This window comes from Sphingomonas sp. (assembly GCF_013816785.1).
Taxonomy (GTDB): domain Bacteria; phylum Pseudomonadota; class Alphaproteobacteria; order Sphingomonadales; family Sphingomonadaceae; genus Sphingomicrobium.
In genome coordinates this window covers 1-25,700 of record NZ_JACDDV010000013.1, presented here as the reverse complement: position 1 = coordinate 25,700, position 25,700 = coordinate 1, and the positions used below count along the sequence as shown (strand labels likewise).

Sequence of the window (25,700 nt, the reverse complement as noted above, 5' to 3'; positions counted from 1 at the left end):
CTGGGCCCATGCGTCGGGCGGGCGGGTCCGTCAATTGCTATCCGCAACTTGTCGGCAAGACACCCCAGTCAGGTCGCCGCGCCGTCTCGAAGCTGATCGAGAACGCGTTCGGCCTTAGGTTTCAAAGCGATCGGGACGCCGCAATAATCGAAAATTCCGCCCCGGGCTGAGTTCTGGCCGCAGATCACGAACACGCCCGTTCCAAGCTCGGCTTTCAAATGCGTCGCCAGCCAGCGACGAAGCCGCTGTTGTCTAGGCCCTCTTCAAAATGGAACGAAAACAGTCCGAACGTCTCACCCGCGTCGCTGCCGGCCGGACGCAGCACACTCCACACCTCTGCATCGCGGACAAACGCTACGGCGTCGGCCAATCCCTGTGGGGGCCCAGCGGCAGCGGGAAATTCGTAGAACGCAAACGGCTCACTTCGCCACTGAAGCGAGGCGCGTGCAATCACCTTTCGGAGCCGCGCATCGGTCTCTGCCGGACTTTCAATGCTCACATACACGTTCGACCTCTTCGAAAATGTTCGTCCCTTGCCCGTCGCGCGTGATTCAGGTGAAATGTTCGACCAGCCTCAAGCGGCCGTTCGGCGCATATTCGAACATTCCGTCGGACACTCCCGCATCCAGCCGCCCGTCGGTATCGGCCTGCACATAGCGAAAGTGAAGGCTCAGCCCGGAAAGACGGCCGATCAGATAGCCATCGACGATCGAACCGCCGCGATACCGCGCGGAAACGACGTCGCCCGACTGTTCGAATGTCATCACGGTCGACGCCGACACCGTTCCACCGGCATCGGTTTCCACCGTGACCATTTGCAGCTGGTCAAGGCGCGGGGCCTCGCTGACGACGGGTTCAACCATTACGCATTGCGCAGTCAATCATCGAGATTCCTCGAGCCTTCGTGGCGCCTGCTTCCGCGTTCGAAACGGGAATTCGCCATCGCGATGCTGGTGCTGCCGGTGAGGATTGAACTCACGACCTCAGCCTTACCAAGGATGCGCTCTACCACTGAGCTACGGCAGCATGTCTGGAGGACGCGCGGCCTATGGCTGACCCCCGCGATACCGTCAAGACGCTTGCCGATATGGGACCGGGATATTAGCCCCTGCACCATGGTCAAGCATGATGAAGAGAAGGCGAAGCGCCTGGCCGAGGCGCTCCGCGCGAACCTGAAGCGGCGCAAGCAGCAGGAACGCGCCGTTCAGAACAGCGACGATACGAAGGCAGCCAGCGAATAGCCGCTATCGAGCCCGCGATTGAGCGCCGCGCGCGGGCCCAAAATATAATGCACTGCCAACTCTCATCCCGGCGCCATATGCTAGCGGCTTAGCGGCGCACACTGCTTTTCGAGCCATGCCTTGTCCTCCCCTTCGAGCTGCGGGCCGATCTTGGCCAGCACCTCGGCATGATAGTCGTTGAGCCAGCCAAGTTCGGCATCCGACAGCATCACCGCGTCGATCAGCGTCGGCTCGATCGGCGCGAAGGTCAGCGTGTCGAAGCCGAGCATCTCCTTTTCCGCGCCGGCGACCGTTCTCACGGCTACCAGCACCAGATTCTCGATCCGGATGCCGTACTCGCCAGTCTTGTAATAGCCCGGCTCGTTGGACAGGATCATGCCCGCCTGCAGCGGCTCGTCGCCGCCGGACTGCGAACTGCCGACCGGCGAAATCCGCTGCGGCCCCTCGTGCACCGCCAGGAAAGCACCCACCCCGTGGCCGGTGCCATGGGCATAATCGAGCCCCGCCTGCCACAGCGATGCTCGCGCGAAGCTGTCGAGTTGCGACCCGCGCGTACCTTTGGGAAATAGCGCGGTGGCGATCGCGATATGGCCCTTGAGGACCCGCGTGAAGCGGTCGCGCATTTCCGCCGTCGGCTCGCCGATCGGCAGGGTGCGGGTGATGTCGGTCGTGCCGTCGGCATATTGCCCGCCCGAATCGACCAGATAGAGCGAATTCATTTCGAGCGGCCGGTTGGTCGCTTCGCTCGCCTTGTAATGGACGATCGCGCCGTTGGGCCCGGCGCCCGATATCGTGTCGAACGACAGGTCGCGAAGCTGCCCGCCCTCCTCCCGCAACGCCTTCAGCTTGTCCGATGCGATCAGCTCGTCGATGCCGCCCTTGGGTGCTTCGACCTCGACCCAGCGAAGGAAACGCGAAATGGCCGCGCCATCGCGCGCCTGAGCCGCCTGATGCCCGGCGATCTCGGCCGCATTCTTGATCGCCTTGGGCAGGACGGCCGGATCGCGCGCCGCCAGGATTGTCGCGCCCGCTCCCTCCAGCGCCTGCGAGATCGCCGCCACCGACCGCTCGGGATCGACCACGATGGTCTTGCCGGCGAGCGACTTCAGATAGGGCTCGAATTGATCGCGTTCGTGCAGCCGCACGCCGTTGCCCAGGTGCGCGCGCACATCGTCGCCGACCTTTTCGCCATCGACGAACAGTTCGGCGGTCCCGTCGGCATTGACCAGCGCATAAGCCAGCGCGACAGGAGTGTGGGTCACATCGGCGCCGCGCACGTTGAAAGTCCACGCGATCGAATCAAGCGCCGCCAGCACCGCCGCGTCCGCCTTCGTCTCGACCAGCCAGTCGGCCATCTCATGCCGCTTTTCGGCCGATCCCTTGCCGGCCAGTGCTTCGGGCTGGACGACCAGTCGCGCCTTCGACGGCTCGGGCCGGTCAGCCCACACGGCGTCGATCGGGTTGCGCTCGACCGCGGCGAGCTCGGCACCCTTGGCCTTGAGCGCCTTGGTCGCGGACTTGACCCACTCGGCGGTGTGCAGCCAGGGGTCGTAGCCGATACGCGCGCCGTCGGGCGCATGCTCCTTGAGCCAGTCGGAAATGCTCGTCTCGGGGACCGATTGATAGCTCCAGTCGTCGCCGCTGACCTGCTGGCGAACCTGGATGGTGTAGCGCCCGTCAGTAAAGATCGCCGCTTCCTCGGGCAGCACCACCGCCGAGCCGGCCGAGCCCTTGAACCCGGTCAGCCACGCCAGCCGCTGAGCGTAGCTGCCGACGTACTCGCTCAAATGTTCGTCGGTCAGCGGGACGACGAAGCCGTCGAGCTCATCCTCCTTCAGCTGGACGCGAAGGGCGGTAAGGCGGTCGGCATAGCTGGACATTCGGGTCACCATCTCTTGATTAGCGGGAGTCGGGCCTTCCTAGCGCCGATTTGCGCTGGACGCGACGGTGCGCTCTTGCTTGAAGGCGCGGCCATGACCAGGCCCCAAAATCTCCCCGCCCCGCCCCGCGCTGAGCAGCGCCCCCACAGCTATGAAGCGCATGGCGTGACAATCGACGATCGGTGGCACTGGCTCCGCGACCAGGGCTATCCCGATGTCAGCGACCCCGACGTGCTCGACTATCTCAAGGCCGAGAACGCCTATTTCGACGCGGCGATGAAGCCGCATGAGATGCTGACCGAGGAACTTTTCGAGGAGATGAAGGGGCGGATCAAGGAGGACGATTCGACCGTCCCCCTTCGCAACGGCGCCTATACTTATCGGTCGGCCTTCCTCACGGGCACGCAATATCGCGATTGGTACAGAACACCTGTCCTGACCGAAGCCGAAGGTCCAATCGAGGGCGGCGAAGAGCAGCTGATCTACTCCGAAAATGCCGAGGCCGAGGGCAAGGATTATTACCGTCTCGGCGTGTTCGCGGTCAGCCGCGACGGCAAGCTGTTAGCGACGATGGTCGACGACGACGGGTCGGAACGGTTCAAGCTGATCGTCCGCGACCTCGCCACCGGGCAGGATCTCGAAACCGTGACCGGGATCGGCATCGGCAGCGCGGTCTGGACCCCGGACTCCAAGGGCATCGTCTTTACCGAGGTCAACGACCAGTGGCGGAGCTATCGCGCGCGCTACCACCGCATCGGCGACGATCCGGTCAACGCGGTGACCTTATATGAGGAAAAGGACGACATCGCCTTTTCGGTCGGGGTCGATCGCGCCACCGACGACAGTGTAATTTTCATCTCGACCGGCAATAATTCGTCGAACGAGGTGCGCATCGTCCCGGCCAACGACCCGCTGGCGACGCCCGTGCTGATCCGCTCGCGCCAGCCCGACCTTCAATATCAGGCCGACGCCGCGCACGGCAAATTGTGGATCCTGACCAACGACGGTCACGTCAATTTCCGCCTTGTCTCCGCCGATCCCGCCCGCCCCGGCGCGTGGTGCGAGGAAATCGCCGGGTCCGACCGCACCTACCTTCGCGATATCACCGCCCACCGCGACCATCTGTTGCTCACCAGCCGCGTCGACGGGCTCGATCAGCTTGTCCTGCGCGACTATGCCAGCGGCGACGAGGAACGCGTCCCCTTCGCCGAGGCAAGCTACAGCGCCAGCTTCGCCGGCAATCCCGAATATGCTCCCGCGGCCTACCGCATCAGCTACTCGTCGATGGTCACCCCGGCGACAGTCTATGACTATCACTCGGCGGCGAAGGAGCTCGTGACCCTTAAAGTCCAGGAAATCCCGTCGGGTTATGACCCGTCGCGCTACATCACTGAGCGCGTCAGCGTCACCGCCCGCGACGGCGCCCGGGTTCCGGTGTCGATCGTGCGCCTGGCCGACAGCAGGCTCGACCGATCGGGCAAGCTGTTTCTCTACGGCTACGGCGCCTACGGCATCGCCATCCCGCCCGCCTTCTCGACCAGCCGCCTCAGCCTGGTCGATCGCGGCTTCGCCTACGCCGTTGCCCATATCCGCGGCGGCGACGACCTTGGCTACCAATGGTTTTTGGATGGCAAGCTCGCCAAGCGCACCAATGCGTTCAACGATTTCGTCGATGCCGCGAAGGGCCTGATCGACCTCGGATATGCCAAACCCGGCCGCGTCGCCGCGCAAGGCGGGTCGGCCGGCGGCGAGTTGATGGGCGCGGCGGTCAACCAGGCCGGCGACCTGTTCGGCGCGGTCGTCGCCGACGTCCCCTTCGTCGATGTGCTCGCCACCATGCTCGACGACACGCTGCCGCTGACGCCGGGCGAATGGACCGAATGGGGCAACCCGATCGACGACAAGGCGGCGTTCGACCTGATCCGCAGCTACAGCCCGTACGATAATGTCGCGGCCAAGCCTTATCCGCCGATGCTCATCACCGGCGGCCTTCACGACCCGCGCGTGACCTATTGGGAGCCGGCCAAATGGGCCGCCCGCCTGCGCGCGACCAAGACCGACGACAATCTCCTCCTCCTCAAGATCAACATGGGCGCCGGCCACGGCGGCAAGTCGGGCCGCTGGAACGCGCTCCACGAGGTAGCGGAGGCCTACAGCTTCGTGTTGACGCAGGTTGGCGAGTGATAAATTCTCCCTGAAGGGGAGGGGGACCATGCGCAGCATGGTGGAGGGGTAATGCAGCGAACGTCACCACGCACCGTCAAAAATGCTCGCACTCTCAGAAGAAGCATGACACTGCCGGAAGTGCTGCTTTGGCAGGCCCTCCGGTTGCGGCCCGACAGTCTCAAATTTCGCCGCCAGCATCCAGCAGGCCCTTACGTCCTCGATTTCTATTGCGATGCTGCCTTGCTAGGTCTTGAAGTCGACGGCGAAATTCATGGGTTCGAGCGCAATCGTCTGCAAGACGAAGCTCGTGATGTATGGCTTCGCAGTCAAGGCGTTGAAATCTTGCGTATTCCGGCCCGCGCTGTCCTCGCCGACCTCGATGCCGTCGTCCGCCTGATCATCGATCGTTGCATACCCCTCCACCAGCCTGCGGCTGGTCCCCCTCCCCTTCAGGGAGGAATTTCTTGACCCGCCCCGTCTTCACCCACGCCGTCACCGCCGGGCCCGAACACATCGACGAGCTCGGGCACGTCAACAATGCGTTCCGGCTGAAGTGGCCGCGCCGTTCCTTGGCTGAGATTTTCGCTGTCCTACTCGCCTCTGCGATGCCATCATCGCCCGATGAACACCGGCACCCTCCTGCTTGATCTTGCGCGGCAAGCGGACCCCCTCCGCCGTGGCAAGTGCGCCGTCAGTGCGAACATTGGGAACATTCGGGGGGGTCGCTGACCCATGCCCGGCGCCATCCTTCACGATTATTTCCGCTCTTCCGCAGCCTATCGGGTGCGGATCGCGCTCAATCTGAAGGGGGTCGAATATGAGCAGCGTGCGGTCAACCTCGCCGAGGGCGCGCAGAAGAGCGACAGCTATCGCGACCTCAATCCGCAGCGCTTGGTGCCGATGCTCGAAATCGACGGTCACCGACTGACCCAGAGCCTTGCCATCTGCAACTACCTCAACTCAATCGTCCCCGACCCGCCTTTCATGCCTGACGATGCCGCCGACCGCGCCCATGTCCTTGCCCTGGCGTTGACCATTGCCTGCGACATTCATCCGCTCAACAATCTCCGCATCCTCAAATATCTGAAAGACGAGCTTGGCGCGCGCGAAGACGCGAAAGACGAATGGTATCGCCATTGGGTTGCCGAAGGCCTTGCCGCGCTCGAGGCGCTGGCCGCGCCCCGCGCCGGCGCGTTCCTGTTCGGCGATGCGCCGAGCCTTGCCGACATTTGCCTCGTACCGCAGCTCTATAACGCGCGCCGTTTCTCGGTCCCGATTTCCGACTATCCGTCACTGCGTCGTGCCGACGAAACGGCCAGCGCCCACCCTGCCTTCGCCGCCGCCCATCCCGACCGCCAGGAGCAGTCCCAATGAACCACCCGATGGACAGTGTCTCCGGCATGAGCCGCGGCATGGAAGATGCCCTGGCCATGTCCGAAGTCGACATCCCCTCGATGAAGGGCAAGGTCAGCGACGAGGAATGGGCGATCCGCGTCGACCTCGCCGCCGCCTATCGCCTGGTCGCTTATTATGGCTGGGACGATATCATTTTCACGCATTTGTCGGCGCGGATTCCGGGGCCGGAGCATCATTTCCTGCTCAATCCCTACCAACTGATGTTCGAGGAGGTGACCGCCTCGTCGCTGGTCAAGGTCGACGTCGACGGCAATCCCGTAGATCCAACTCCGTTCATCACCAACCCAGCCGGCTTTACCATTCATTCGGCGGTGCACATGGCGCGCGAGGACGCCCATGCGGTGATGCATCTTCACACCCCCGCCGGCCAAGCGGTCAGCGCGCATGAGGACGGGCTAATGCCGCTCACCCAGACCGCAATGCTGGTTCGCGGCGATCTTGCCTTTCACGATTATGAAGGCGTCGCCACCAACCTTGAGGAGCGCGAGCGGATCGTCGCCGACCTCGGCGACAAGGGCGCGATGCTGCTGCGCAACCATGGCACGCTCGCGGTCGGCGGCAATGTCGGCGAGTGTTTCCTGAAGCTCTATTTCGTCGAGCGCGCCTGCCAGGCGCAGATCATGGCGCTGTCCGCAGGCGACAAGGTCAGTCGCCCGCCCCAGGGCGCCGCCGAACTCGCCGCCGAACAGGGTGGCGTGGGATTGAAAATGGCCGCCAATTTGCTCGCCTGGCCGGCGTTGAAGCGGAAGGCGTACCGCCTCGACCCAGGGTTCGCGACGTAGAGGATTGAATTGATCCTCTCACCTGTCCGCCGGACAGGAGAGAGGAGAATATGGTCGGGGAGAGAGGATTCGAACCTCCGGCCCCTGCCTCCCGAAGACAGTGCTCTACCAGGCTGAGCTACTCCCCGACCGAACAGGCGCGACAAGCGCCGGTCCAAGGCGCGGGCTTCCTAGCCGCGAGCCCGGCGTTGCGCAACCGCCTTGTCAGTGACCGAGGACTTTGAGCCAATCGTCGTGCCGCACCAATTTCTCGCGCGGGCTATCGGGGCGCGCCGCGGCGACTTCACGGGCCTCGATCGCCCGCCAATCCGCAAAACTGGTCGCCTTGACGCCCCTCTCGACGAGCAACGCCGCCAATCCATCGCCGCCCGCTTTGCCGCCATCCGATCCCGGCGACAGCGCCGCCGCGATCGTCTCGGCAACCTCATACCCGTCGGGCCGGTTAGTGCCGATCGTCCCCGACGGCCCGCGCCGCGCCCAGCCGACCGCATAAAGCCCATCGCCGATAACCCCGTCCTCATTGGCGAATTTGCCGCCGCGCTCGTCGTAAGGCACGCCCTCGATCCGCGGCGTCTGGTAGCCGATGCAGCTGACCACCAGCTCGGCCGCTATGGCATAGATTTCGCCGGTGCCGACGCTCTGCCCAGCCTCGTCGAGCGCGGTACGCTCGACGATCAATCGCTCGGCGCGCCGGTCGCCTTCGATACGCAGCGGCCGGGCGAAGAAATCGAACTCGATATGTTTTGGCTTGTCATCGTGCGGCGTCGCGAAGTCGCGCAGATGTGCGACCGATTTGCGCACGCCGGGATCGAGCGCCGCGTCGGCGCCGCTCTCGGGCAGGTCGTCCGGTTCGACATGCGGCACCGCCGCCTCGAGATGACCAAGCTCGCCCAACTCCTTGGGGGTCATCGCGATCTGGTGTGGTCCGCGCCGCCCGACGATGGTGATCGTCCGGATCGCCGAGCCTTCAAGCGCGTCGAGCGCATGACCGACGATGTCCGACCCGGCGAATTCGGCGCGCGTCTTGGCGAGGATGCGCGCCACATCGAGCGCGACATTGCCATTGCCGATCACCGCTGCCGCCTGGCCATCCAAGAGCGGATCGAGATCGGCGAAATCGGGATGACCGTTGTACCAACCGACGAATGCGGCCGACCCGACCACGCCGGGCAGGTCCTCGCCGGCTATGCCGAGCTTGCGGTCGTGCGGCGCCCCAGTGGCGAGGATCACCGCATCATAGACCGATTTAAGCTCGTCGATCGACACCGCCTCGCCCACCCCGACGTTACCGACAAAGGCGACCTGCCCGCCCTCGGCCACCTTGTCGTAGCGTTTGCTGACCGCCTTGATCGATTGATGATCGGGGGCGACGCCGAAGCGGATCAGACCGTATGGCACCGGCAATTTGTCGATGATGTCGACCATCGCGGTCTCGCCATAAGCCTTGACCAGCGCCTCGGCGGTATAAAAGCCCGCCGGCCCCGACCCGATCACCGCGAAATGCCGCATGCGTTGCTCCCGCTCGTTGCGGGCGCAGCCTAGTCGCGCTTGTCGTCGAGCAGCAAGTCGCTTCCCTTGGCCTTGAGCATCGCCTCGATCGGCGCAGCGAACAGCGACAAGATGCCGGGTAGCTGGATGCGGCAGTGAACCTTGGTCTCCTCGACGTCGATCGCCGCTTCGACGACTTGTCCCATCGCCGCGACCGTCAGGTTGAGCCGGTCGCCCGCCCAATTCGCGGTGACATGGCTCGCTCCACCCGGGATATGGTCCTTCAGTTTGTGAATGTTGTCGGCCAGCCGGCGGCGGGCCTCGTCTCGGCCAAGCTGGTGCGGAAGGTCGACATCGATGGGGCGTTGCATGGGCTCACAGATGAGACGGACGGCGTTGCTTTTCAATGCCATGCGCGGTTTGATGCGAAGATGATCCGCTTTCTCCCCTTGCTGATGATGTTGGTTTCCGGCCCCGCGTTGGCCCAAGCTCCGATATTCAATCCGGCCGCCGATTACATCACCCCGGGCCAGGACGAACCCGGCTACCGCGCCTGGATGGCGGCGTCGAACTGGCGCCCTGTCTATGTCAAAGCGTTCAACAATTACCTAGTCACCTACGGCGTCGGCGGGGTGATGCCGACCTGGCAGCTGCTGCGCACCGCGACCGACTGGCAGAAATGCGGCGCCCAGCCGTTCGAGGTCCCGCCGACCAGCGAATGGCCCAATGTCGTTGCGACGCTGCGCTACGTCGGCACCTACATCGTCCCGCGCATCGGCCCAGTCGAGGCGGTGTCGGTTTATCGCAACCCTCAGCTCAACGCCTGCGCCAAGGGTGCGCCCGAAAGCACTCATCAAAGCATGGGCGCGGTCGACATGGTCCCGCTGCGCGCCGTCACCCGCGAGCGGCTGATGAGCCAGTTGTGCGCGATCCATGTCGCCAGCGGCCCGGCCAACGCTTCGGGACTCGGCTTTTACAAGGGCCTGCGCTTCCACATCGACGCTAAAAAATATCGCGAATGGGGCACATCGGGCGTCCACGGCGGCGACGGCTGCGCGGCGGTGCTGGCCGAGGGTGCGCTTCCGTTCAGCGAGCCAGGCGCCACCCCCTCACCCCCGCCCTTTTCCGCCAAGATCGTCGTGCCGCCGTCCGACCCGCTAGCGCCGCGGCGCTGATCTTGTGTTACGGCGCTAACACACCACATCTGCGGCGAACCCAGGGGTGATCGATGGACCTTGAAAAACTGACCGACCGAGCGCGCGGTTTCCTCCAGGCGGCGCAGACGATTGCCGTGCGCGAACATCATCAGCGGATCACGCCGGCGCATTACGCCAAGGCGCTGCTCGACGACGAGCAGGGGATGGCCGTCGGGCTGATCGACGCCGCCGGCGGCAACGGCAAGGCGGCACGCGGCGCAGTCGATGCGCTGGTCGCCAAGCAGGCCGTGGTGACCGGCAGCGGCGCGACCTCGGCACCGGGCATCGACGGCGACCTAATTCGCCTGCTCGACCAGGCGCAGGAGATCGCCAAAAAAGCCGACGACCAATATGTAACGGTCGAGCGCATCTTGCTCGCTCTTACGCTGGCCAAGGGCAGCGAGGTCGGCGACGCGCTCGCCAAGGCCGGGCTCACCCCGCAGAAGTTGAATGCGGCGATCGACAAGCTACGCGGCGGCCGCACCGCGGACACTCAGGGATCGGAGGACCGCTACGACGCCCTGAAGCGCTATTCGCGCGATCTCACCCAGGCCGCACGCGATGGCAAGCTCGACCCGGTCATCGGCCGCGACGAGGAAATCCGCCGCACCATCCAGGTGCTCGCCCGCCGCACCAAGAATAATCCGGTGCTGATCGGCGAGCCCGGCGTCGGCAAGACCGCGATCGCCGAGGGGCTCGCACTTCGCATCGCCAACGGCGACGTGCCCGACGGCCTCAAGGACCGCCGCTTGCTGTCGCTCGACATGGGCTCGCTGATCGCCGGCGCGAAGTATCGCGGCGACTTCGAGGAGCGGTTGAAGGGCGTGCTCGACGAGGTCAAGCAGGCCGCGGGCGAGGTCATATTGTTCATCGACGAAATGCACACGCTGGTCGGCGCCGGGAAGGGCGAAGGCGCGATGGACGCTTCCAATCTGCTCAAGCCCGCGCTCGCCCGTGGCGAGTTGCATTGCATCGGCGCGACCACGCTCGATGAATATCGCAAGCATGTCGAAAAGGATGCCGCACTCGAACGCCGCTTCCAGCCGGTGTTCGTAGGCGAGCCGACCGTGCCCGACACCATCTCGATCCTGCGCGGCCTCAAGGAAAAGTACGAGCTGCACCATGGCGTTCGCATCACCGATGCGGCGCTGGTGGCGGCGGCGATGCTGAGCAACCGGTACATCTCTGACCGTTTTCTGCCCGACAAGGCAATTGACCTGATGGACGAGGCCGCGTCGCGGCTGAGGATGGAGGTCGAGTCCAAGCCCGAGGAAATTGAAAATCTTGACCGGCGGATCATCCAGCTCAAGATCGAGCGAGAAGCGCTCAAGAAGGAGAGCGACTCCGCGTCGAAGGATCGGCTCAAGGCGCTCGAAGGCGAGCTCGCCAACCTTGAGCAATCGTCAAGCGAACTGACGTCGCGGTGGCAGGCCGAAAAGGAAAAGATCGCCGCCGAGGCCGAATTGAAAGGCCAGCTCGACGCGGCTCGGATCGAACTCGACCAAGCTCAGCGCGGCGGCGACCTGGCGAAGGCCGGCGAGCTTCAATACGGTCGCATCCCCGAACTCGAAAAAAAGCTCGCCGAGGCGGCGGTCGCGTCGAAGGGCGCGATGTTGCGGGAGGAAGTCACCGACCAGGACATTGCCGCAGTGGTCAGCCGGTGGACCGGCGTTCCGGTTGAGCGGATGATGGAAGGCGAGCGCGAGAAGCTTCTCAACATGGAGGCCGCGATCGGTGCGCGCGTCGTCGGCCAGGCCGATGCGGTAAAAGCGGTCAGCGCCGCCGTCCGCCGTGCCCGCGCCGGCTTGCAGGATCCCAACCGGCCGCTCGGCTCGTTCCTGTTCCTCGGGCCGACCGGAGTCGGCAAGACCGAGCTGACCAAGGCGCTGGCCGGATTCCTGTTCGATGACGACAGCGCGATGGTCCGCATCGACATGTCCGAATATATGGAGAAGCACGCCGTTTCGCGCCTGGTCGGGGCCCCGCCGGGCTACGTCGGCTATGACGAAGGCGGGGTCCTGACCGAAGCCGTCCGGCGCCGCCCGTATCAGGTGGTGCTGTTCGACGAGGTCGAGAAAGCCCACAGTGACGTGTTCAACATTCTGCTACAGGTCCTCGATGACGGCCGCCTGACCGATGGCCAGGGCCGCACCGTCGATTTTACCAACACGCTGATCATCCTGACTTCCAACCTAGGCAGCCAGTATCTCGCCTCATTGGGCGAGGACGAGAATGCCGCCAACGTCGAAGCGGAGGTGATGAAAGTGGTCCGCGGCCATTTCCGGCCCGAATTCCTCAACCGCCTTGACGAGATCATCCTATTCCACCGCCTGTCGGCTAGCCACATGGGGCCGATCGTCGGCATCCAGATCGAGCGGCTCCAGAAGCTGCTCGAAGATCGCAAGATCAGGCTTGAACTGACCGACGCCGCTCGTGCCTGGCTGGGCCGGGTAGGCTACGATCCGGTCTACGGCGCCCGGCCATTGAAGCGCGCGGTGCAGAAATATCTGCAGGACCCGCTCGCCGACGAGATACTCGCCGGGCGCGTGCATGACGGGTCGACCGTCAAAGTCGATGAGGGCGAGGGCAAGCTGGTCATCGAGCCCACCTAACCGCGGAGTGGCTTGTCTGGCCGCTGGTTCTCGGAAATCTGGAACAAGCGGAGGACCATCGCCTGCTCATCCTCGCTGAGATGTGGGTTCCAGCAATCGAGGATGAGCATCGCCCGGTCGCTGTCGCTATTGTTCCAGGCTTCATGCTCGATCGTATCATCGAAAGCGAACGCCTCGCCCTCGCGCCATTGCCGCGTCTCCCCCCCGACGCGAAAGCCGCAGCCTTCAGGAACGATCAGCGGCAGATGGATAATCGTCCGTACATTGGTGACGCCGGTGTGAGGAGGAATCCTCTTCCCTGCCCTCAGTATGGAGAAGAAAACGGCCGGAGCGCGGCCGGGAATTCGTGCGAGCGGCAAGGAATCCACCAGCTCCGCGGTGCGCCGCGCCCGCGCGCATGCCTCGTCGATCCGCTCGCCGTCGCGCCACAGATGAAAGGCGCTCCAGTCAGCCGATTTGTCCAGCTTACTCCACAGATTGGTAGGCGTGCCGGCGGGCATTTCGATATACGGCGCCAAGCCCGGATCGACGCTGGCCAGGATTGCCTCGAGCTCGGCGCGGATCTCGGCCGTCGCCGATTCTAGCCGTTCCAACCATGAAAACTGGCCCCGGTCGAAGAATTCGTCGGCCGGCAGAAATGGATAGAAGAATCCGTGGCATTGATTGGCAAAAGCCTGGCGACGGCCAAGCATGAAGTCCGCTGCCGCCAACCCGCGCCGGCGGTCCCGCTCGTTCGCCCCGCCCAGCAGCGAAGCCATGCCGGCGCCCACAGCGATTTCGAGTGCCTCATGCCGGCGTTCGATAAAAGTGCGGGCGCGGCCCAGGATCGCTTGAAGTTCCGGGGTTGGATCCGGGATTTGTTCGCATAAGGTAAGGACCATCGCCCAGCGGTCCGTCGCCGATCCCAGCTCGCCCATCCGCTCGTGAAGTTCGGCAAGGCGAATGAGGGCCGTGACGTCGATCCGATCGATGGCCAGCGCCCGATCGAGCGCGGCCCTCTCCTCCTCGCTATCTCCACTCATCCGATGGGCCATCGCAAGGTTCGTCCATAGGGTCGCAACCTTGGGGTTGGCGCTCGCTGCCGCCCGGAAATGGTCGGCCGCCGCGCTGGCATCGCCGGCCTCGAGCGCGCTTAACCCCAGCGCATTTCGGGCATGAAGGTGGTGCGGGTCCAGAGCGAGCACGGCTAGGAAATGGCGGCCAGCATCGGCCGTGCGCCCTGCCGCTTGAGCGGCTTTCGCTTCGCTAAGGTGGTGCTCGAGTCCGTGCTGCGGCATCGTGACAATTGACTCGACGCGGTGCGTCCGGTCAAGCGGCGCTCCGGCTAGGGTTTGTCCGCCCAATAGCGCAGCAGATTCGACTGGACGAGCTGCAGCCGCGAGAAATTCTGCTGCTCCATCTTGAGCCCTTCCAGCGCCGCTACCTCGTTCAAATCGAACAACAGGGTCCGCCGGAATGGGTCGGCAATCTGACTCTCGATAAAGGTAATAGCGACCAGCCGTTCGCCGCGGGTCACCTCCTCAACCTCGTGGAATGTATCCGACGGATAGAGGATCGTATCGCCTGGCTTTAGCTTGAAACGCACACTGGCGTCGCCCAGGCGGATATGGAGTGCGCCGCCGTCGTAGCTTGCCGGATCGTTGAGGAAAATGGTGCAGCTCAAATCGCTGCGGATAACCGCATTGCCTAGGTTGAGGAATGCGGCGTCGGCATGCGCGCCATAAGACATACCGGGCTGGTATTTGGTCATCAGCGGCGGTGCGATCCTTGCCGGAAAGGCAAACTCGCGAAACTCCTCGCTGCGCGCGAACGCCTGAAGCATGATCTGCGAGCTTGCCTGGCTCGCCGCCGGATCATGTAGCTGCTGATTATTCTTGGTCTTGTTGTGCGGGTTGGTCGCGCGCCCGTCGATGAACTGCGTTTTGGACGCGATACGGCAACATTCCGCGACCTCACTCGCGCTCAGCAACGACAACACACGGTACATCTCATCCCCTTCCCTGGACGCGCCCGAGCGCCCGCGCGATCAGCGGCGCGTCGGCCGCTACCGCATGCAACGCAGAAACCGCCCGCTCGATATCGCCGCGATGGTCGCGCGTCGCTTCGGCAAGAAGTTCGGCGCGAAGCGAGGGACTATAGTCATATTCGAGCGACTTGGAATATCGCCGCATCAGCGGCCCGTCGACGATTGCTGCGATCCTTTCTTGATTGGCTGCCATGCCCAAGTGTTGGGCACAGCGTTCGAGCGCCGGGACCATGTCGGCTAGCATCGCGTCGAAATCGAGCCACATGACCGCCGCGTCCGGGCGCGCCGCGGCGGCGGCTTCGAGCGAGCTCATCTCGCAGGCCCAGGCCGCCGCCGATCGGTGCGCATCGCTCCGGTCGAAGCCGTCGAGAATCACGCCCCGCCCCCGAAGCCGTCGCTGTCGGTCGTCGTGAAGCGCGCGGAGTTCGATCACGCTGTTTTCCCCGGCCAGGATTCCGGCGATATAGTTTGGCAGTGAGGCGAACACGAACAACGCACGCGCGTCCGGTCCCATCAGCAAGGGCGCCCATTCGCTGACAAAACTCGACGCCTTGACCAACGCCGCCTGTCCGGGCGCAAACGTGCGCGCCATCAGTCTCCGCAAAGTCAGCGCCACGGCGTCGCGTTCGGAATCGGAAACGGCGCCAAGGTCGCGCAGAGACCGCGGCTCGCGGATCGCCAATATCCCGTCGACTTCGCCCAGCAGACGCGACACCAGTGTCGAACCGGTATGACCGATATGAAAAATCCAGCCCGCGTCGTCGCGAGTCAGTGCGTGGGCGTCGGCCATGACGGCATCGAGATCGCATAACCGAACGTCCATGCCCGGCTTCATCATTCGATCGTCAAGGAAGCTGCTGGCGCGATACCGTTCAGCATCCATTCCCACAAGGCGCAGCAGGCGCGCGTTGAGATCCATTGCCTGGGCGAGCCAGGCCGCGCCTTCGATCCAGCGGTCGGGCAGGGGCTGCGGATTCACTCGCTGCTGATGCGGCCTGCGGGCGCTTTCGCCAAGGTCAGCATTTTCCGGTGCTGGGGTTTACCACGCATAGCTGGGTCTGGGCGCGATCGAACGCATCCCGATCCTGTCGTTTTCGATCGGCCCATTCCGATCGCGTGGCACATACCCGGCGAACGGTGAGACGGCTACCGACGATCGATTGGGTTTCACAGATTTTTTCGTTGGGATCCCTTGCCTTGGCTGACTGAGGTGCAGCGTCCGCCGCCAAACCTATCGACGACAAGGTAAACGCGAATAACGAGGCAAATAGTGGGAGACTCGCCTTGACGGTCACGGCTACTCTTCCCTCACGCGAAATTGAGAATAGCCTAGTTGCCGTTCGTGGGCCGCGTAACCTGCGTCCGCTCAATGTCTTGGCGATCGCTCGCGCGGTCTACCTGCCATTCGGCTACGGTTTTGCATACCCGCTTGTGGGCGAGGCGCGATCCCAGCACCGGCTGTTTCTCGCAGACGATGCGGTTCGGATCCTTGCTTTCGACCTTGTCGGTCGCAAGGGCGGTTGTGCTAGCTGCAAGAATTGCGACAAATGTCAATGCACGAGATAACGCGGGACGCATGCCAACACTCCTGAAAAAGTACGATGCGCAGCAAACCAGACGAGGACTTGCGCGTCAATCCGCATTCGACAAACGACAAGGGCTCAGCGCGGATGCGCGACATCGAAGGCCACCGTCAGTCGCTCGCCTGACTCGAACGGCATCGTACCATGCCACATCGTCGAGGGAAAAAGGACCAGCCGCCCCGCCTTTGGTTCGATTTTCCGCCAGGGTTGTAGATCAAGGCCGAGCAGGTCATCCGGCTCGCCCAGCGTCAACCAGCCCGAATCATCCCGCTCCCCTGGCATCCTGGGCGGCAGCCCGAGGTAAAGCGCCGAGCTGATCCACCCAAGGGGGTGTAGGTGGTTCGAGTGGCGGCCGCCTGATCGCAGCCTGACCGACCAGCTCCCGGAGAATCTCGCCCGACGGTTGCGCCGGTGACGCAGCGTAGGATGCCGGGGATCATTCGGGGGCAATTGTGCAATATGCTTTTCAACCGCGGCCACGACGGCCTCCCGGAGTCCGCGAATGACCGGGTCGATGCGACTGAACAGCGGTCCGTCTGTCTGGGTTCCCCCGCGCACCGATTGGTCCAGATATTCGCCCCTGGCGACGTGAAGGGATCGCAATGTCGTGGTGAGTGCCTCAAGGGGTGGAAGCGATTCGGAGAGGTCGGTCACGCTCACCAAACGCGAGTCGCCCTCCAGCCACTCTAAACGAGCATCGCCCGCCAGGCGCCAAGCGGTGCCCGCATAGGCCCACATCTCGACGCTCTGCTCGGCCCGCAACTCGTCATCGATCAGGGGAAGAACGGCGTCCACGGCGCCGACGCGCAGGAGGTGGCGGATCCGCCATCGTCCCAGCGGACCTTGGGCGATGGCGGGGGCGTCGTCAAACAGTGCTGAGGGATAAGTGTCGTTTTCGAATTCAGCGGCGTGAATGCCCTTATAGATGGCGAACTCCGGGGAACTCGCGCCGGCCGCTTCGGCTCGCTCGACGATGTTTTTTAGCGATGGATAGGCTCCGCGCCGCAGCTGAACGTTGAGCAGCGTCTCCCACAGCGGAACCGCGCTCGGGAACCGATTGAGCGCCCTTTCGAGCGACGCCGTGGCTTCCGCCGCACGGCCCTCAATCGCCAGCAATTGGGCGAGCTGTTCATGGCCACCAAGCCACATCGGCGATTGTTCGAGCGCCGCCGCCAGCTCCGCGGCACCCGCTTCCCCGTTGCCAGCCGCAGCCCGTGCCGCCGCGCGGCCGATGATGATCGCTCCGTTCCGGGGCGCCAAAGCGCGCGCGCGCTCGTACAAATCCTGAGCGTCGAGTCCAGCTTCCATCGCCACACGAGCATGACCATGCGCGATGCTGACGTCCGACGGATCAAGCTGTGCCGCTCGGGCGAACGATTTCAATGCCCGTTCGTGCTCGTCGATCGAACGTTCGAGCAATCCCTTCCATTGCCACAATAAAGCATTGGGACTTTTCTCTAGAGCGCGCTCGAGAAGAGGCAGGGCCCGCTCCTCCTCGCCTTCGTCGAGCGCGATCCTGGCAAGCTGTTCCAGCGCCGCCGGGTCGAACGGTCGCGACGAGGCGCATGCCAATTCGGCTTCAAAGGTCACAGTCCGCCGACACTCCCCTCAGCCCCGATGACCCGCCGCACCCCCTCGCGCTCCACGGCGCTCAGGCCGGGATGCCAAACATCGAAAATGAAGACGACACGAAGCTGGTCGGACGGATTGGCGGCTTCATGTTCGATCGTATCGTCAAACAGAAACGCCTCACCACGGCGCCACGGACGAGTTTCCGCCCCGACGCGAAACCAGCAACCTTCGGGTATAATTAGTGGCAGGTGGCAGACCAGCCGGGTGTTGTTCACGCCGACATGTGGCGGGATGGACGTATTGGGCGCCAGCAGCGAGAACATCGCATTCGGCCCCGCACCCGGCACATCAGGCTGAGGCAGACGCGCCAGCAACGCCATGATCCCCGGGCAATGCCGCGCGTTCACCTCCACCAGTTCGCCATTCCTGATCAGATGGATCGCGGTCCAGTCGCGGTTCTGATTAAGATCACGCCACTGCGCCAGCGCTTCGTGCTGCGCATATTGAATATAGGGCACCAACTCGGCGCGTTCGGATGCCATCACCGCTTCAAATTCGCTAGCGATGAGGTCGGTCGCGGATTCTATCTCCGAGAGCCACTGATGTTCGCCGCGCGCGTGAAACTCACGCTCGACCAACCCAGGAAAGGCAAAATGCGTCGGTTCGCTATGATAAACGCGGGTCTTGCGGAGGGCATTGGTCATGAAACGGGCGATGCGGCCCGCCTCGTCTAAATTGGCTTTCGCAAGCGCTTCCCGCGTGGCGAAATTAAGTTTTCGCTCTCGTCCTGCAACCCAATTATCACGAATTGCTTCGCCCCTGGCGACAACGCCGGTGAGCTCTGGCGGGAGAGGTCCGCGCGGCCGTTGCGCCAGGGCGCGCGCCCAAGCTTCTCCTGCCTGATCGGGCGCCAACCTGTCCAGCAGTGTCGCGCGCATCGTCAGCGCCATGAAATCATATTCAGACAGCGCCAATGCGCGTTCGACAGCATCAAGCGCATTCGCCGGCTGTCCCGCTGCGCGGCGTAGTGCCGCGAGTTTGAGCCATAGCTGGACGTCTGCAGCTTCTCCCGTTCCGGCCTCTTCGAGAAGGCCGATCGCCCGCGAAAAATCGCCGGCGGCGGCGGCACGATCCGCTTCGGCGAGCAGGACGTTCATGCCGGCTTTGAGGGTATCTTGGCCGGGTCGTCCAACGAATAGCCAAATTTTTCGACCCATGGGGCCAGCACCGCGAATGCCGGCTCAAGATGCTTGCGATAATGCCACCAGCGTCCCGACGCGCGCGTGTAGATTGGCTCGACCACCTGGGAATAGCTGGCGGTCTTGATGCGCCCCCGGCCCTTCGCCGTCGACTCATGCTCAAGAACCCGGTCGTTCCAGTCCAGTTCGAGAAACTCAAACAGCGGCCTTAACTCCCGCTCCTGATCGGCCACCACATTTTCATAAGTGATCGTGTGCATTGGCAGCTTCATCAGTTCCTGCACGCGCTCAAGATAGCTGAAGCTGAGGTCGTAAAGTTCTGCGGCGGTGTCGAGTCCCAGAAAACTCACCATCCCGTCGTTCGCCCGGAAGTTGGTGATGAAGCAGCTAAGCACCACATCGCAGGGATGGCGCAGCGCCAGGATGACCTTGGCATCGGGGAACAGGCGACGAGCCACCGGCAGATTGTTCATCGTCAACGGGTTCTTGTCGATCAGCAAGTTGCCCGGCTTCAACGGCGTCAGGGACTTCGCCATGCGGAAATATGCATCGCGCGCTGCCCGGATCTGTTCGTCGCCGGCGGTCGACAGTGTTGCGAATTCAGGAAGCAGCGCGCCAGCTTCGCGTAGCGCCGGTTCTTCTTCGAGCACTTCAATCTGTGGATGGCCCATTAGCATCGTATCGAGCAGCGTCGTGCCCGACCGCGGAAATCCAACGAGGAAGACGGGCGAAGGCCGGGGGTCGCGTCCCTTTTCCTGACGCCAGCCGCCCACCCATTCCGGCGTGACCGTCCCGTACTGATTGCGGACATTGCCCCGGTAGTTGGCGCCCCGCTGCTCGGGCAGCACGGCATCTTCGTGGCCGAGCTCATTCATGCGCAAAAATGCGGCAAAGGCCTCGTCATATCGCCCGACACCTTCGAGCAATTGACCCAACAAATGCATGCGCCTCTGGGTTTCCAGTATGTCGGGCACCCCGTCGAGAGCCTTCAGCCCTTCCTCGAAGCGCTTTTCGCGCCGAAAATTGAAGGCACGGATGAAATTGACCGCGGCTTCTTCTACTCCGCGCTCTTCCGCCTCCGAAACCAGCTTCGATAGCTGTTCTCTCCGATTGGTGAGCTCGAAGACCAGCGCGAGTCCAAGGTTGGCGAGACTGTTGGCAGCATCGAGCGCTATGACACGACGGTACGCCGCTTCGGCTGCATCATAACGCTGCAGCAGCGACAATTGGCTTGCGAGCGCAAGCAACGATTCAATGTTCGCGGGATCGCGCTGGACGCTGGCCTCAATCGCTTCGAGCGCTTCCTCGTCTCGACCCTGTTCCCTCAGCAAAGCATGAAGCTCACCGAGCGGTCTCGCTTCTGCGGGATAATCGGCAGCGATCGCGCGCAATTGGCTTTCAGATTCCTCCAGATCGCCCGCAGCGCCGATGGCCAGCGCAAGGTTCAAGAGCACGGGTGGCGACTCAGGCTCAAGTTTAGCGGCCCGCCGCAAAGCCACGATACTTCCTTCAATGTCGCCTTCGCTCCGGCGGGCGTTGCCGAGGTTGTTCCAAGCCTCCCAGTCGGACGGGGCGGCGGCAACAACCCGCTCGTAGGACTGGATAGCGGCCGGGAAGTCATCAAGCGTTTGAGCGAGATAGCCCCGGAGCCGCTCAAGACGCATGCTCGCGTCGACCCGCGCCAAATCTTCGGTCAAAACTTCGAGCGCCTCGCGATGATGACCTCCCTCGGAAAGCGCTGTTGCAAGATTTGCGGCAATCTTCGGATCTGCCGGCTGGGCCTCGTGAGCGGCACGCAAGTGTCGGATGCCAGTATCGAGGTTCCCTGACTGGCACCGCAGCATTCCCAGCATCGCGTTCAATGCAGCGGCGTTACCACCCCCGGCCAACGCGCGATCGCCGATCGCGCATGCCTCGGCCAGGGCGCCTCTGCTGGCTGCGTTGATGGCCTGCCGAATAGCATCCGCGGTGCGGTCGTCGAGAACAAATGTCGCCGTCATTGCGCCCTCTCTAACGCAATCGCGCGCCTGTGACAGCATCGCCCTCAGCCTTCGTGGCCAAAAAAAAGGCGGCGGACCCGATGGTCCACCGCCCGAGAAGTTCCTTTGTAACGCTCCTAAAAGTCGAGCGTCACGCCGGCATAGATGTAGCGCCCAAGGGCATCCCAGGTGCCGGGATAGGTGTTGCCGTTGCACGCGCCAGCCGGACAAAGGTTGGAGCCGCTCCGATTGGCATTGCCGCCCGTTACCAACGGCGGATCATTGTCGAGTATGTTATTCACGCCGAGGCGGAGATTGTAATGGTCGCCAACGGTGAAGGTCGTCGCCAAGTCGAAATAATGCTGCGCCTTGATGTGCAACCCCGGATCGAAGTTGAACTGGCCGGCCAGCGAGTTGCTGTCCTCCAGCGTCTCGGCTTTGACTTTGCCCACCATGCGCCAACCCAGCGAAACGCCGATTCCGTTACGCATCTGGAGTGTCGCACGCGCCTTGTGCCGCCACTTGGGCAGCGGTGCCCCGCTCGCAACGGCGTTACCGCTGCAAATCGGGCCATAAAGACCGGCGCAGTCGTAAGGCTCAGTCAGACCATTATCGACCTTGTAATGCCTCAGATAGGTTCCAAGGAAGCTCAGCGAAAGACTGCCGAGGCCTCCCACTCCGTGACTGTACGAGCCGTTGAAGTCGAGGCCGCTCGTTTCGACCTCTCCTTCGTTGTTCGGAAGATCCCTCACGAACCCGCCCGGCGTCAGCCAGATTGATCCGGCGGCATCGCGATTGACCAAGGCGCAGGCTGGCGAAACGCTTGTCAATGAAGTCGTCCCGTCGATGCAAGCCTGGAGTATCGCGTCCGCGCCGAAACCCTGGATCGCCTTCTTCACGTTGATATTGAAATAATCGACGGTGAAGGCAAAGCGCGGCAGGAAGCGTGGCTGCAGGATGACGCCGGCAGTCTTGGTCGTTGCCTTTTCGGGCGACAGGTTTGGATCGCCGCCAAGCAGGCCATTATACTGTCCCGCCGGGTTCGACGGCGTGCCGGTGCCCGCTTTGACGCCTTGAGCAATACAGCCGAATTCTGTCGGCTGGATGATGTGGCCGGAACACGGGTCGTTCGATCCGTCAAGACCGACGAACTGCGGTGCGAACAGCTCCTGAATGTTCGGTGCGCGAACCGCCCGGTTATAGGCGGCGCGGAAGCGGATATCGCGGATCGGCGCAAATTCCGCGGACAGCTTATAGGTGTTCGTATTGTATTTTCGGCCGCTGCTCAACTTGTAATAGGATTTACGATAGCCAAGTCCCAAGCTCAGATTGTCGATGAAATTGTTCTGCACGATTGGCAGCTGTGCTTCGCCGAAATACTCGAACACCCTGAAGTTTCCGCTGACAGGCAGCGTCGGGGCACCTTGACCAGTGAGATCGCCGGTCTGGAATGACTGATCGGGATTCAGGGACAGCGACTCCTTGCGATATTCCACGCCGACGTTGACGCCGAATCCCTCCTCGGCCCACGGACTCTGGAGGCCATATTCGCCCAGCGCGCCGGTGAAGTTGGCGTTGGCGACCTGCTCCGACGTGTTGCCCTGGATCACGCCGAAGACGTTGAGGAAATTGACGGCCGCTGGTGATACAGGCGTACCGGTGAACACGTCGAAGGGCACGCAGGTTGGGTCACTGCCGTCAAGGAACGAACGGCAAACGGGCTGGAAGGGGTTGGCCGCCGTGTTGGCAACGTTGGGATTGTCGACGACGTCGAGCGCGCGCGTCAGCCGCGCCGCCGAGAATTCATTCTTGTAGACCTGATCGTAATTGGTGCGGCCGTATTGATAGTAAGCGTCGTATGACCAGGCCTTGCTAAGGTCACCCTTGGTTCCAAGCACGCCGCGGAAGCTGGTGTGGCGCAAATCGTTTATACGCGGCCCGCCTTCAGTGTTGCGGCGCAAAAGCTGAAAAAAGGCCTTGTTGAAGGGAGCACCGCCCGGCACCGTGTTGACGAAATCGATTGGCGCGCCTGGGTTCTTGGCTCCCGAGGTCAGCGGGAAATTGCCCACGAAACCGTTGATGAGGTTGACCGGCGAGCAGATTGTCGTCCGCTGAGACGCCGAGAGAAGCGGGTTATCGCAGTTGATGGTCAGCGTGTTGCCGAAATCGCCTGATGGCGCGATCTGCGCCAGTGTGTGGTCGTCCATGAACATGAATTCAAGGTACGGCTTGATCGCATTGTTGATTTCATAGTCAGCGAAGACGCCGCCGATGTAACGCTCGTCCGGGCGCAAGAAATAGTTCAACGGCGCGAAGTTGAAGAGGTTCGACGAGAACGGCGTGATCGTGCCCGGCCCGAGCGCCGCCACAGTCGAAGTCACCGAGCCCGACGAGGAGGTCGCAAAGATTACCGCAGTGCCCGGGTTGGCCGTTGCGGATCCACCGCACCGGGGGTTCCGCGGTCCCGGCGTCCTGTTGCCTGCGGCATTCTGCAAGACGCACGAACTGAAGTCGCGACGACCCTGAAGAACGGGCCTCACTTTGCGATAGCCGAAATAGGCCAGAGCATGACCCTTGTTGTCGTCGAAGCCGGAACCGATCGATACCGTGCCGTCGAAAGTGCCGCCATCGACAACACTTCCCTTTGGAAAGCCAAAGCCGCGGAGATTTAGAATGTCACTGACATTCAGCCCTTGACCTACCGACGAGCAAAGGCGTGCCTGAACAGCAGCGCAATTACCGACCGACGGGTCGCCGTTCGAATGCTGATAGACGCTGTACTGCCCGTCGAAGCGAATGCCGGTAAAGTTTGTGTCCATGATGAAATTGACGACGCCCGCGACGGCGTCCGCGCCGTAGACCGAGGAGGCGCCGCCCGTCAGCACTTCAACGCGCTTGACGACAGACGAGGGGATGAAGTTGAGGTCGGCGGCCTGAGTGGAGCTGTTCGGATCGCCCGGAACCAGACGCCGGCCGTTGATCAGCGCCAGCGTCCGCTTCGAGCCCAAATAGCGAAGATCCACTTCGGCAGTGCCGGTGGCGCCGTTGGAAAGGCCAGAGGACTGCGACGCGCCGACAGACGGCAGCGAGTTAAGCAAATCTTCCACGCGGGTCGTGCCCGAAAGTTTCAGGTCCTGGCTGCTGACAACGGTGACCGGCGCCGCCGACTCCAGGTTGGCTGAAGGGATGCGAGTGCCGGTAACGACGATGTCCTTGGTTTCGCTGACCGGCTCACCGGTAGCGGCGACAGACGGAGTCGGCTGCGCCTCAACGGGGCCAGATGGGGGAGCGGCCGCCGGATCGGCGGTCTGCGTGTCTTGGGCGAAGGCGGGCTGGGCGATCAAACCGGCACCGACTAGGAGGGTCGTGGCGAGCAGTCGCTGACGAAAATCGAGCTTCATAAAATGCTTCCCCTTATGCGCCGCGCCGGAGCGGAGCCATTGTGTGCGGCAGTGAGAAAAATGCCGAACGCACGACTTGAATAGGTTAAAGCGCCAAGCCAAGGCAACGCGGAGCCGCCGTCGGCCGTCGAGTTGTTTAACTTATGTAGTGTTTCTGCAACAGTCGCTCGCGCTTGCCCGACCTGCGCCGCGCCGCCTAAGATGCCCACTGGCGATCGGACGGGGAGAGACGGCAATGCGGTTTGGCCGGGGAAAATTGGCGGCGATCATTGGCGTCGGACTGATGTGCATGGCCTCCACGTCCACGGCGAAAAAACTGGAGGCCGGACCGCCGCCGGCCCAGGTCAATGCCATCCTCGCCTGCCGCGCGATCGCCGGCGGCGAGGCCCGCCTGGCCTGCTTCGACAAAAACGCCGCGGGCCTTGGCGACGCGATCGCCAAGCGCGACCTGGTCGTGTTCGATCGAGCATCGGTGCGCAAGACTAAGCGCGGGCTGTTTGGATTCGGGATCCCCAACCTCGGCATTTTCGGTGACGACAATGATGAGGTGGAGATCAAGCAAATTGACGGCGAAGTGGTCTCGACCGCCGTCAATGGCGACGGCGGTTACATCTTTCGCCTCGCAGACGGTAGCCGCTGGTCGCAGACCGACAGCAAGCCATTTGCCCTAGCGCCGCGGTCCGGCGACAAGGTCGTAATCAAGAAGGGCGCGCTCGGCAGCTACATGTTGAGCGTGGCGCGGCAACCGGGCGTCAAGGTCAAGCGCATCAACTGATTTTAGCCGGAAAAGTCAGCCCCTGACCTTCCGCCGCTCGGCCTCCAGGCCGGCGGCGGCATCGGCATAGGCTTCCTGGCGCTCGACCGACCAGTAACGCAGATCTTCGAGCGGGATGATCGCACCGGTCACCGCACAGCGCACATGGTCGCCCGACGACAGTAGTCGGAACGTCCCGTCCAGATAATGGATTTTCGCCTCGCGCGCGCCGCTACCCATTAGCATCGTCAGTCTTCCGTATCGAACAAGCCAGGTTGCCCTGGCGAATAGGACTTCGCGCCGCCGCGCTCAACCCGCCGCGCGAGGCGAAAGGCGACCGGCCCCGCGCCGCCCCCGGTCTGCGCCGCGACCCGACCGTCGGCGAAGTGCAGGTCGCCCGCGCCC

The 25,700-nt window shown here is 63.2% G+C and carries 21 protein-coding genes, 2 tRNA genes and 1 pseudogene; 8 read left to right on the top strand and 16 right to left on the bottom strand.

Annotated elements, in window-relative coordinates; all coding sequences use genetic code 11:
* Positions 1-68: 68 nt before the first annotated feature.
* From H0W65_RS12180 to H0W65_RS04585, 3 genes and pseudogenes are all read right to left on the bottom strand, one after another.
* Positions 69-454: pseudogene (locus tag H0W65_RS12180) on the bottom strand (DUF6196 family protein).
* Positions 455-551: 97 nt separating this feature from the next.
* The gene (locus H0W65_RS04590; RefSeq protein ID WP_294004448.1) at positions 552-863 is read right to left on the bottom strand and encodes a hypothetical protein; all 312 of its coding nucleotides are present in this window, start codon (positions 861-863) and stop codon (positions 552-554) included.
* Between the two features lie 88 nt (positions 864-951).
* Positions 952-1,026: transfer RNA gene (locus H0W65_RS04585), tRNA-Thr, on the bottom strand.
* An 89-nt stretch (positions 1,027-1,115) separates the two neighbouring features.
* On the opposite strand from H0W65_RS04585, the gene H0W65_RS04580 reads away from it, so the two are divergent.
* Entirely contained in the window at positions 1,116-1,241 is a 126-nt protein-coding gene (locus tag H0W65_RS04580; RefSeq protein WP_294004445.1) for a hypothetical protein, read from the top strand.
* A gap of 80 nt (positions 1,242-1,321) precedes the next feature.
* Here H0W65_RS04580 and H0W65_RS04575 read toward each other — a convergent pair whose 3' ends face one another.
* Positions 1,322-3,121: an aminopeptidase P family protein gene (locus H0W65_RS04575; protein ID WP_294004443.1), complete on the bottom strand. Its 1,800-nt coding sequence runs from the start codon at positions 3,119-3,121 to the stop codon at positions 1,322-1,324.
* Between the two features lie 93 nt (positions 3,122-3,214).
* Between H0W65_RS04575 and H0W65_RS04570 the strand changes: the two genes are divergently transcribed.
* The 4 genes from H0W65_RS04570 (at position 3,215) to H0W65_RS04555 (ending at position 7,485) form a co-directional block, all read left to right on the top strand.
* The gene (locus H0W65_RS04570; protein WP_294004440.1) at positions 3,215-5,305 is read left to right on the top strand and encodes a S9 family peptidase; all 2,091 of its coding nucleotides are present in this window, start codon (positions 3,215-3,217) and stop codon (positions 5,303-5,305) included.
* A gap of 51 nt (positions 5,306-5,356) precedes the next feature.
* Entirely contained in the window at positions 5,357-5,755 is a 399-nt protein-coding gene (locus H0W65_RS04565) for an endonuclease domain-containing protein (RefSeq protein ID WP_294004437.1), read from the top strand.
* Between the two features lie 264 nt (positions 5,756-6,019).
* A complete protein-coding gene (maiA, locus tag H0W65_RS04560) occupies positions 6,020-6,661 on the top strand; it encodes a maleylacetoacetate isomerase (protein WP_294004434.1) in 642 nt (213 codons plus the stop codon).
* A gap of 56 nt (positions 6,662-6,717) precedes the next feature.
* Positions 6,718-7,485, top strand: a complete 768-nt coding sequence (locus H0W65_RS04555; protein ID WP_294004492.1) for a class II aldolase/adducin family protein — start codon at positions 6,718-6,720, stop codon at positions 7,483-7,485.
* Positions 7,486-7,536: 51 nt separating this feature from the next.
* On the opposite strand, the gene H0W65_RS04550 is transcribed toward H0W65_RS04555, so the two are convergent.
* The 3 genes from H0W65_RS04550 to H0W65_RS04540 form a co-directional block, all read right to left on the bottom strand.
* Positions 7,537-7,613: transfer RNA gene (locus H0W65_RS04550), tRNA-Pro, on the bottom strand.
* A 76-nt stretch (positions 7,614-7,689) separates the two neighbouring features.
* Positions 7,690-8,994, bottom strand: a complete 1,305-nt coding sequence (locus H0W65_RS04545) for an FAD-dependent oxidoreductase (protein WP_294004431.1) — start codon at positions 8,992-8,994, stop codon at positions 7,690-7,692.
* 29 nt (positions 8,995-9,023) lie between these two features.
* Complete coding sequence (locus tag H0W65_RS04540) at positions 9,024-9,344, bottom strand: polyhydroxyalkanoic acid system family protein (RefSeq protein WP_294004428.1); 321 nt, start codon at positions 9,342-9,344, stop codon at positions 9,024-9,026.
* Positions 9,345-9,404: 60 nt separating this feature from the next.
* Here H0W65_RS04540 and H0W65_RS04535 point away from each other — a divergent pair, with 60 nt between their 5' ends.
* Positions 9,405-10,148 (top strand): hypothetical protein, encoded by a 744-nt coding sequence (locus tag H0W65_RS04535; protein ID WP_294004425.1) that lies wholly within the window; start codon positions 9,405-9,407, stop codon positions 10,146-10,148.
* A 53-nt stretch (positions 10,149-10,201) separates the two neighbouring features.
* Entirely contained in the window at positions 10,202-12,781 is a 2,580-nt protein-coding gene (clpB, locus tag H0W65_RS04530) for an ATP-dependent chaperone ClpB (RefSeq protein WP_294004422.1), read from the top strand.
* Here the strand turns inward: clpB and H0W65_RS04525 are convergent.
* The 8 genes from H0W65_RS04525 to H0W65_RS04490 all read right to left on the bottom strand — a co-directional run bounded on the left by H0W65_RS04525 (position 12,778) and on the right by H0W65_RS04490 (position 24,541).
* Entirely contained in the window at positions 12,778-14,058 is a 1,281-nt protein-coding gene (locus H0W65_RS04525) for an aspartyl/asparaginyl beta-hydroxylase domain-containing protein (RefSeq protein WP_294004419.1), read from the bottom strand. The genes clpB and H0W65_RS04525 overlap by 4 nt on opposite strands.
* A 47-nt stretch (positions 14,059-14,105) precedes the next feature.
* Complete coding sequence (locus H0W65_RS04520) at positions 14,106-14,768, bottom strand: Fe2+-dependent dioxygenase (RefSeq protein ID WP_294004416.1); 663 nt, start codon at positions 14,766-14,768, stop codon at positions 14,106-14,108.
* 1 nt (position 14,769) lies between these two features.
* Positions 14,770-15,786, bottom strand: a complete 1,017-nt coding sequence (locus H0W65_RS04515; protein ID WP_294004414.1) for a hypothetical protein — start codon at positions 15,784-15,786, stop codon at positions 14,770-14,772.
* A gap of 350 nt (positions 15,787-16,136) precedes the next feature.
* Positions 16,137-16,385, bottom strand: coding sequence for a hypothetical protein (locus H0W65_RS04510; protein WP_294004412.1), 249 nt, complete (start codon positions 16,383-16,385; stop codon positions 16,137-16,139).
* Positions 16,386-16,468: 83 nt separating this feature from the next.
* Entirely contained in the window at positions 16,469-17,980 is a 1,512-nt protein-coding gene (locus H0W65_RS04505) for a putative 2OG-Fe(II) oxygenase (RefSeq protein ID WP_294004410.1), read from the bottom strand.
* On the bottom strand, positions 17,977-18,912 hold the full coding sequence (locus tag H0W65_RS04500) for an aspartyl/asparaginyl beta-hydroxylase domain-containing protein (protein ID WP_294004408.1): 936 nt from the start codon (positions 18,910-18,912) through the stop codon (positions 17,977-17,979). Before H0W65_RS04500 ends, H0W65_RS04505 begins: the two co-directional genes overlap by 4 nt.
* A gap of 203 nt (positions 18,913-19,115) precedes the next feature.
* Positions 19,116-21,161 (bottom strand): tetratricopeptide repeat-containing sulfotransferase family protein, encoded by a 2,046-nt coding sequence (locus H0W65_RS04495; RefSeq protein WP_294004406.1) that lies wholly within the window; start codon positions 21,159-21,161, stop codon positions 19,116-19,118.
* Between the two features lie 116 nt (positions 21,162-21,277).
* On the bottom strand, positions 21,278-24,541 hold the full coding sequence (locus H0W65_RS04490; protein WP_294004404.1) for a TonB-dependent receptor: 3,264 nt from the start codon (positions 24,539-24,541) through the stop codon (positions 21,278-21,280).
* A 235-nt stretch (positions 24,542-24,776) separates the two neighbouring features.
* On the opposite strand from H0W65_RS04490, the gene H0W65_RS04485 reads away from it, so the two are divergent.
* Entirely contained in the window at positions 24,777-25,316 is a 540-nt protein-coding gene (locus H0W65_RS04485; protein ID WP_294004402.1) for a hypothetical protein, read from the top strand.
* 15 nt (positions 25,317-25,331) lie between these two features.
* On the opposite strand, the gene H0W65_RS04480 is transcribed toward H0W65_RS04485, so the two are convergent.
* Positions 25,332-25,541, bottom strand: coding sequence for a DUF2093 domain-containing protein (locus tag H0W65_RS04480; RefSeq protein WP_294004400.1), 210 nt, complete (start codon positions 25,539-25,541; stop codon positions 25,332-25,334).
* Positions 25,542-25,700: the final 159 nt, after the last annotated feature.

Coding starts and splice junctions, on each gene's coding strand:
- H0W65_RS04520 (WP_294004416.1), bottom strand. CDS start 14,768: ATGTACCGTGTGTTGTCGTTGCTGAGCGCGAGTGAGGTCGCGGAATGT.
- H0W65_RS04535 (WP_294004425.1), top strand. CDS start 9,405: ATGATCCGCTTTCTCCCCTTGCTGATGATGTTGGTTTCCGGCCCCGCG.
- H0W65_RS04485 (WP_294004402.1), top strand. CDS start 24,777: ATGCGGTTTGGCCGGGGAAAATTGGCGGCGATCATTGGCGTCGGACTG.
- clpB (WP_294004422.1), top strand. CDS start 10,202: ATGGACCTTGAAAAACTGACCGACCGAGCGCGCGGTTTCCTCCAGGCG.
- H0W65_RS04540 (WP_294004428.1), bottom strand. CDS start 9,344: ATGCAACGCCCCATCGATGTCGACCTTCCGCACCAGCTTGGCCGAGAC.
- H0W65_RS04590 (WP_294004448.1), bottom strand. CDS start 863: ATGGTTGAACCCGTCGTCAGCGAGGCCCCGCGCCTTGACCAGCTGCAA.
- H0W65_RS04580 (WP_294004445.1), top strand. CDS start 1,116: ATGGTCAAGCATGATGAAGAGAAGGCGAAGCGCCTGGCCGAGGCGCTC.
- H0W65_RS04565 (WP_294004437.1), top strand. CDS start 5,357: ATGCAGCGAACGTCACCACGCACCGTCAAAAATGCTCGCACTCTCAGA.
- maiA (WP_294004434.1), top strand. CDS start 6,020: ATGCCCGGCGCCATCCTTCACGATTATTTCCGCTCTTCCGCAGCCTAT.
- H0W65_RS04545 (WP_294004431.1), bottom strand. CDS start 8,994: ATGCGGCATTTCGCGGTGATCGGGTCGGGGCCGGCGGGCTTTTATACC.
- H0W65_RS04570 (WP_294004440.1), top strand. CDS start 3,215: ATGACCAGGCCCCAAAATCTCCCCGCCCCGCCCCGCGCTGAGCAGCGC.
- H0W65_RS04575 (WP_294004443.1), bottom strand. CDS start 3,121: ATGTCCAGCTATGCCGACCGCCTTACCGCCCTTCGCGTCCAGCTGAAG.
- H0W65_RS04555 (WP_294004492.1), top strand. CDS start 6,718: ATGTCCGAAGTCGACATCCCCTCGATGAAGGGCAAGGTCAGCGACGAG.
- H0W65_RS04495 (WP_294004406.1), bottom strand. CDS start 21,161: ATGACGGCGACATTTGTTCTCGACGACCGCACCGCGGATGCTATTCGG.
- H0W65_RS04500 (WP_294004408.1), bottom strand. CDS start 18,912: ATGGCGCTGACGATGCGCGCGACACTGCTGGACAGGTTGGCGCCCGAT.
- H0W65_RS04525 (WP_294004419.1), bottom strand. CDS start 14,058: ATGCCGCAGCACGGACTCGAGCACCACCTTAGCGAAGCGAAAGCCGCT.
- H0W65_RS04510 (WP_294004412.1), bottom strand. CDS start 16,385: ATGCGTCCCGCGTTATCTCGTGCATTGACATTTGTCGCAATTCTTGCA.
- H0W65_RS04490 (WP_294004404.1), bottom strand. CDS start 24,541: ATGAAGCTCGATTTTCGTCAGCGACTGCTCGCCACGACCCTCCTAGTC.
- H0W65_RS04480 (WP_294004400.1), bottom strand. CDS start 25,541: ATGCTAATGGGTAGCGGCGCGCGCGAGGCGAAAATCCATTATCTGGAC.